The organism is Glycomyces dulcitolivorans (assembly GCF_003265355.1).
GTDB lineage: Bacteria > Actinomycetota > Actinomycetes > Mycobacteriales > Micromonosporaceae > Glycomyces > Glycomyces dulcitolivorans.
Genome location: NZ_QFRW01000206.1, coordinates 1 through 6,622 on the forward strand (window position 1 = coordinate 1; position 6,622 = coordinate 6,622).

At 70.6% G+C, this 6,622-nt stretch carries 7 protein-coding genes; 3 read left to right on the forward strand and 4 right to left on the reverse strand.

Translation table 11 applies throughout. The features are described 5' to 3' along the window. Positions 1-101: 101 nt before the first annotated feature. The 4 genes from DI269_RS14565 to DI269_RS14580 form a co-directional block, all read right to left on the reverse strand. A complete protein-coding gene (locus tag DI269_RS14565) occupies positions 102-428 on the reverse strand; it encodes a hypothetical protein (RefSeq protein WP_112137027.1) in 327 nt (108 codons plus the stop codon). Between the two features lie 132 nt (positions 429-560). Beyond that, on the reverse strand, positions 561-1,604 hold the full coding sequence (locus DI269_RS14570; RefSeq protein ID WP_112137029.1) for a hypothetical protein: 1,044 nt from the start codon (positions 1,602-1,604) through the stop codon (positions 561-563). A gap of 49 nt (positions 1,605-1,653) precedes the next feature. Next, the gene (locus tag DI269_RS14575; protein WP_112137031.1) at positions 1,654-1,947 is read right to left on the reverse strand and encodes a hypothetical protein; all 294 of its coding nucleotides are present in this window, start codon (positions 1,945-1,947) and stop codon (positions 1,654-1,656) included. After that, entirely contained in the window at positions 1,940-2,758 is an 819-nt protein-coding gene (locus DI269_RS14580) for a hypothetical protein (protein WP_112137033.1), read from the reverse strand. The genes DI269_RS14575 and DI269_RS14580 overlap by 8 nt, the downstream gene beginning before the upstream one ends. Positions 2,759-3,090: 332 nt before the next feature. Here DI269_RS14580 and DI269_RS14585 point away from each other — a divergent pair, with 332 nt between their 5' ends. The 3 genes from DI269_RS14585 to DI269_RS14595 all read left to right on the forward strand — a co-directional run bounded on the left by DI269_RS14585 (position 3,091) and on the right by DI269_RS14595 (position 6,457). After that, positions 3,091-3,885 carry a protein phosphatase 2C domain-containing protein gene (locus DI269_RS14585; RefSeq protein ID WP_112137035.1) on the forward strand — a complete coding sequence of 265 codons (795 nt, stop codon included), beginning with the start codon at positions 3,091-3,093 and terminating at the stop codon, positions 3,883-3,885. Positions 3,886-3,925: 40 nt separating this feature from the next. Further along, on the forward strand, positions 3,926-4,939 hold the full coding sequence (locus tag DI269_RS14590; RefSeq protein WP_112137037.1) for a LacI family DNA-binding transcriptional regulator: 1,014 nt from the start codon (positions 3,926-3,928) through the stop codon (positions 4,937-4,939). Between the two features lie 264 nt (positions 4,940-5,203). Then, positions 5,204-6,457, forward strand: coding sequence for an ABC transporter substrate-binding protein (locus tag DI269_RS14595; protein ID WP_112137039.1), 1,254 nt, complete (start codon positions 5,204-5,206; stop codon positions 6,455-6,457). Positions 6,458-6,622 lie beyond the last annotated feature (165 nt).

The following is a 6,622-nucleotide window of genomic DNA, read 5'->3' on the forward strand; positions in this document are numbered from 1 at the left end:
CGTCGGACTCACCGCTCCCGGTGTCGGCGGCGGAGCAGCCCGCGAGGGCCAGCGCCGCGGCGGCGGTGAGCGCGGCGGCGCCGCGCGTGCGCCGCGCCCCGCTAGCCAAGCTCGGACCCGTAGTCGATCACTTCGGAGGCGGCCGCCTCGTCGGTCTCCTCCGCGTTGTCCGAGGACGACTGGAGGGTCTCCATCATGCCGCTCAGGGAGACGCGGAGGTTCTGGAGGTTGTCCCAGGTGGTCGAGTGGAAGGTCTCGTAGTTGGTCCGCGCGGTCGCGGAGGCGTCGAGCTGGCCGAACGCGGGGAGCCTGCCGAGGACCTGTCCCTTCTTGAGCCGGGGGATGATCTCGTCGAGGTGGTCCAGCTGCTCCTGGATCAGGGTCTTGTACTCCTGGATCGCCTCGGGGTCGATCTCTCTTGCTGCCATGGGGTCGCCGATCTGTGCCAGTCGCGGCCGGCGTGTGGGTACGGTGCCGCGATCGTCCGAAAGGGTATAAATACCTGGTATTCAATTAGGCGCGTCCACGATACTGATCGGTAGCCACGCGGGGGCTCCGGGTCAGGCGGCCACTTCTTCGCCTTCCGCGCCTTCGCCCTCGGGTTCGGGCTTCGAGCCGTCCGGGCGCCAGCTCGGCGCCTCGTCCCCGGCCCTCGCCTGGTCCCCGAACGTGTCCGGGATGAAGTCGTAGGCGCCGACGTCGACGCCCGCGTCCTTCATCTTGTTGGGCGCGTCGTCGCCCGCGGCGCTGTTGCCGATGTTGTAGATGCCCTGGGCCCCGACGCCGCCGAGGAGGACGGGCCCGGCCTTGGACAGGATCGTGTTGGCGCCGCCGAGCGGGCCGCCCTTGCCCGCGGTCTTCCCCGGCGCCATGATCTTCACGACCGCCAGCTGCGCGAGGCCCTGGAGGAAGCTGTAGCCGGTGGACCCGATCGTGGACGCCGGGCTGATGATGTTCCCGTTGGCGGCCATGTTGATCCACGTCAGGACCATGTTCGCCCCGATGAACCCGGCGAGGACCCGCGCGGCCATGCCGCACGCCTCGTCCATGACCTTGAGCGCCGCGAGCGAGGTGGCGCCGAACGTCATCGCCGTGGCCCGCCACGACAGCGCCATGATCGGCCCGGCCGGCACGAACTGCTGCACGATCAGGGTGGTGACCGCCAGCGCCATGAGGACGGTCGCCATGACGAGCATGATCGGGATCATCACGCACAGCATGAGCCCGATGGCGAACATCGAGATCCCCAGGTGCATCGCGAACGCGTGGATCGCCTGGAGCTGGTTGACGATCTTCTGGGCCTTCTCGTCGAAGGCGTCGCGGTCCTCGCCGACCCACGCCTCGGGCGAGAGCCCGTCGAGGCGGGCCTGGAACGCCTCGCGCGCCTCGTCGAACTTCTGGGCCATCTGGAGCCACTGCGCGGCCCCGGTGAGGATGTCGCCGGGGTTGCACTGGTTCAGGTAGATGATGCGGGAGAGCTGGACGCACGGCCCGCCGAAGACGAAGGAGGGCAGGGTGATGTTGACGGCGGCGAGCGGTGCCATGTAGCCGTACGCCTCCGAGGCCCCGGCGAACTGCTCCGGGTCGGGTGCCTGGTATGCCATGGGGGACTTACCTTTCAATGGGCCGCGCCGGGCGGCGCGACGCGGCTGGTCACTTGAAGCTGTCCGCGACCGCGCCGTCGGAGTCCTCCCAGGACTGCGCGGTCTCGGCGAGGGCGGTGTTGAGGGAGTTGAAGCATTCGGCGGCGCCCTGGATCATCTCGATCATGTAGCCGCTGGCGAGGATGTGGGCCGAGGCGAGCGAGATGTCGACCGAGACCATGAGCATCTGGTCGAGCTCGCGGATCTCGGGGATGATCGGCATGGCCTCTTCCATCTTGGGCGCGACGTCGGCGACGATGCCGTCGGAGAGGTCCCGCAGGACCTGGGGGTCGATCTCAGGCAAAGTGCCCTCCGTCCTTGAACATTGCGGCGATCCGGTCCTGCTGGGCGCGCAGGTCGGTGACGAGGCCGACGCCGTCCTTGCCCACCCGCTCCGCCTCCGACACGGCCGCCTTGGCCTCGTCGGGGCCGACGGGCAGGCCGAGGCCGGTGAGGTAGGCCGACTGCTTGGCGTCGAGGTCGGCGACCGCGGCGGCGGCCGTCTCGGTGAGCTCCAGTGACAGCCCCCTGGCGCCGATCTCCAGGGCCTTCTTGGAGAGGATCACCTGTGCGACGGGGTATTCGAGGGTCGACTCGACGGTGACCAGTCTGGACTCGCTCTTGGCGCGGCCGACCGGGCCGGGCTCCTCGCCCGCGCCGGTGCCCGGCGGCGTCGCCTGGAAGCGCTTCCACATGTCAAGGGCCGCATCGAGGGTCGCCAGGCTCGACGGGTCGAGCGCGAGTCCCTTCCCCTGGAACGGCCGCTCCTGTCGGGCCGGCCGCTGCTCCTCCTGGGCCGCTTCGTCTTCGAGCGCTTCGGCGCGCTCCGCGATGACGGCGGCGAAGCCGCGTTCGCGGATGCCGTCGCGGAACTCGGTGAGCGCCTCGATGGCCTCGCCGATGTCGGGGCCGGAACCGTCGGCGAGGGCGTCCTCCATCGCGGCGTGCGCCGCTTCCCTTGCGGTGAAGGTGATCAGCTCGGCGAGGTCGCGCGTGAACATGCGCTCAGCGGCGGGGGCGAGTTCGAACCGGGGTGCGGCTCCGGCGGCGACGGTCACCGTCACGCAGCCGTCGGCGCTGGTCAGAGAGCGTTCTCTGAAGGGGGCGTCGGTCAACGGTGCTCCTGGCGAAAGCTGGGGCTGAGATGTTTGGCAAGCCAATATTATGCAGTCTTTTCGGAAGTATGGGACCGCCGGGCCCTGAAGTCAACGAGGGCGATCAAAGCCGCGCTTCGAGTCCTTGCGCCCGGGACCTGGTGATTCGGACGCGCGTACTAACTCACTTGTGGACTTGCGGTTGCTTCCGTTGCCGCGGACGGTAAAAAGTGCTTGAACTCTCAATCATTTGGAAACGCGATCGTTATCGAGATTTCACGGGAGAGCGCTGTCCGTTCACCGGCCCGCGGCCGCCGGAGCCCGCACGGGCGGGCCTCCCGTAGGCTGGCGCAATGATCGAGGCGAGGGCGCTGAAGTGGGAGGCACAGTCGCGCCCGGGATCGTCGGCGCCCAACGAGGACCTGCACCTCGTCGCCGACACCTGGGCGCTGGTCCTGGACGGCATCACCCGCTACCCCGACGACGGCTGCGTCCACGACGTCCCCTGGTACGTCAGCGGTCTCGCCGAGTCCATAGCGGACCGCATCGCCGAACACCTCCCGCTCGCCGAGATCCTCGCCGCCGCCATCGCGGCCGTGAACGACCGGCACGCCGCCACCTGCGATCTCGCCAACCCCGTCTCTCCCGGCGCCACGGTCGGCCTCGTCCGCTGGGGCGCCGAACTCGAATGGCTCCTCCTCGGTGACTGCACCATTGCCTGGCGCGACCGGGACGGCAAGAGCCGCATCGAGACCGACGACCGGCTCGCGGCCCTCCCCGGCGTCCCCGCGGTCGACCTCGCCGGGGTCCGGCGCTGGCCCGTCGACTACGTCGCGCGGGTCCGCAACCGCGGCAACGGCTTCTGGGTCGCCTCCACCGACCCCGCTGCGGCGGCCATGGCCCGCACCGGCACCGCGGACCTCGCGCCGGTCGCCGACCTGTTGCTGTGCACCGACGGCCTGGCCCGCCTCGTCGACCGCTACGACCGGACCTGGCCCGACGTGCTCGGCCTCGTCTTCGACGCCGGCGTCGGCGCGGCCCTGGACCTCGTGCGCGAGGAGGGCGACCGCGATCCGCGCCCCGGCGCGAAGCGCCATGACGACGCCACCGCCGTCCATCTGCGGTTCCCTGGATTTGCATCGTTGTAGAATCGTGGCCGACCGTGCCCGTTGACCGAAGTGAGGTTCCATGGCGGTGACCCTGCGCGACGTCGCAGAACTGGCGGGCGTGTCGTTCAAGACCGTCTCGAACGTCATCAACGGGTATCCCCACATCAGGCCCGCGACGCGCGAGAAGGTCGAGCGCGCCATCGCCGAGCTCGGCTACAAGCCCAACCTGAGCGCCCGCAGCCTGCGCTCGGGCCGCACCGACACGATCGCCCTCGCCGTGCCCGAGCTCAACCTGAGCTACTTCGCCGAACTCGCGAGCTTCGTCATCGCCGCGGCCGAGGAGGCCGGGCTCGTGACGCTCGTGGAGCAGACCGGCGGCGACCGCGACCGCGAGCTGGCCCTGCTCCAGAGCCCCCGGCTCAACCGCACCGACGGCCTCATCCTCAGCCCCCTGGGCCTGGGCCAGGAGGACGCCCCCGCGCTCGGCGGGCCGCTCCCCGTCGTCATGCTCGGCGAGCGGACCTTCGACTGGCCGTGCGACCACGTGACGATGCGCAACGTCGAAGCCGCCCGCGCGGCCACCGAGTACCTGATCGCCTCCGGGCGCCGCCGCATCGCCGTCATCGGCGAGAACGAGGCCGAGGTCATGGGCTCGGCCCGCCTGCGCCTGCGCGGCTACCGCGAAGCCCTGGCCGCCAACGGCATCGAGTACGACGAGCGCCTGGTGGCCCGCGCGACCCTGTGGCACCGGGCCGACGGCGCGCACGCCATGCACGACCTGCTCGACCGCGGCGTCGCGTTCGACGCGGTCTTCGGCTTCAACGACACCCTCGCCCTCGGCGCGATGCGCGTCCTCCAGGAGTCGGGCCTGCGCATCCCCCAGGACGTGGCCGTCCTCGGCTTCGACGACCTCGACGAGGCCGCCTACGCGATCCCGTCGCTGACCACCGTGGACCCCGGCCGCGAGTGGATCGCCCGCACCGCCGTCGAGACGCTCCTGGCGCGCATCGGCCGCGAGGGCGCCGCCGCCGAGCCGCGCACCCGCGCGGCCGACTTCGCCGTCATCGAGCGCGAGTCGGCCCCGCCCGCGTGAGCCCGAATCGCGCCGGATCGGCGGCACCTCACGTTTACAACGTTGTAGAATTTCAGTGCCGGTTTACCCTGTTCTGACGTATCCGCTGGTCCCCGCCATGATCACGAAACGGGAAAGAAGTGGATCGGAACGCCCCGGGGCGTTGACAGCGGGCGGGCGATGTTCCTACGATCCAGAAGTTACAACGTTGTAGAACGAAGGTTTCGGACTCGGCGTTGGACGACGCGCAGACAGCGCAGTCTCGCTTTGAGAGGGAACTCCGAAATGACACGCAAGCGAATCCTCGCGGGGGCCGTCGGCGCGGCGCTCGCCATCACCGCCACCGGCTGCTCGGCCGGCGACGACGGCGGACCGGTCGAACTCACCTTCTGGCACGGCTACACCGAGGCCGACGGCGACGTCCTCCAGGGCATCGTGGACGAGTTCAACGCCGCCCACGACGACGTCGAGATCAAGACCGAACTCAAGACCTGGGCCAGCATCGACGACACCCTCCTGACGGCCCTGTCCGCGGGCGAGGGCCCCGACATCGTCGCCATGCCCGCCGAGCGCCTCCCCGTCTACGCCGACAAGGGCGCGTTCGCCGACCTCGACGACTTCTACGCCGACGAGTCCAGCAACACCGCGAACCTCAACCCCGGCGCAGTCGAGATGGAGACCGTCGACGGCGTCAAGTACGGCGTGCCCACCGGCTTCGTGCCGCTCGCCGTCTACTACAACCAGGCGCTCTTCGACGACGCCGGCGTCACCGCGTTCCCGCAGACCTGGGACGAGTGGGTCGCCACCGCCCAGCAGCTCACCGTGGACGAGGACGGCGACGGCACGCCCGAGCAGTACGGGGTGGTCCTGCCCGACCACGCCACCGTCGCCAACGGCCTGTGGCCGTCCCTGTTCTACGCGAACGGCGGCGGCATCGTCGAGGACGGCACCGCCGTCATCGACTCCGCCGAGAACGCCGCGACCCTCCAGTTCTGGAGCAACGCGATCGTCGGCGACCAGATCTCGCCCACCGGCGTCGACGGCGTCGGCGCGGACGAGCTCTTCAGCGGCGGCCAGGCCGCGATGACCGTCGGCGGCCCCTGGATGGCCTCCATCGCCACCGAGAACAACATCGACTACGGCATCGCCGCGCTCCCGGCCGGACCGGCCGCCCAGGCCGCCTCCGCGATCGGCGTCTCCATGGCCGTCACGGTCGACACCTCCAGCGCCGAGCAGGAGGCCGCCGAGGAGTTCTTCTCGTTCTTCCTCAACGACGAGAACTCCGTCGCCTGGTCGCTCGGCTCCGGCTGGCCGCCCCTGCGCACCGACATCCCGGCCGAGTCCGTCTCCGAGAACCCGGTCGTCGCCTCGCTCACCGAGATCGCCGGCACCGGCCAGCCGCTGCTGCCCGGCGTCGTCAACACCACCGACGTGCTCAGCGCGGTCGACGAGCTCACCCAGCAGGCGGTCGCCGGCGGCGACATCGACGCCCTGCTCGCCGAGGCCCAGACCAAGGTCCAGGAAGCGCTCGACGAGTAGGCCCGCGGCGGGGGCGCTTCCCCTTGGCGCCCCCGCCGCCCCGCACCGCCGCCCGCCAGCTTCGGAGAGGAAGCCATGACCGCACCATCGACCGCCCGCCGGTACCGGCCGCCGGCGCCGCTCGGCGGCCGCCGCCGCGCCACCGGGAGCCCCGCGGGCCGCAAC

What these genes read in the sequence shown, in the direction of transcription:
- DI269_RS14570 (WP_112137029.1), bottom strand. Translation starts at nt 1,604, where the DNA reads ATGGCATACCAGGCACCCGACCCGGAGCAGTTCGCCGGGGCCTCGGAG.
- DI269_RS14565 (WP_112137027.1), bottom strand. Translation starts at nt 428, where the DNA reads ATGGCAGCAAGAGAGATCGACCCCGAGGCGATCCAGGAGTACAAGACC.
- DI269_RS14595 (WP_112137039.1), top strand. Translation starts at nt 5,204, where the DNA reads ATGACACGCAAGCGAATCCTCGCGGGGGCCGTCGGCGCGGCGCTCGCC.
- DI269_RS14590 (WP_112137037.1), top strand. Translation starts at nt 3,926, where the DNA reads ATGGCGGTGACCCTGCGCGACGTCGCAGAACTGGCGGGCGTGTCGTTC.
- DI269_RS14585 (WP_112137035.1), top strand. Translation starts at nt 3,091, where the DNA reads ATGATCGAGGCGAGGGCGCTGAAGTGGGAGGCACAGTCGCGCCCGGGA.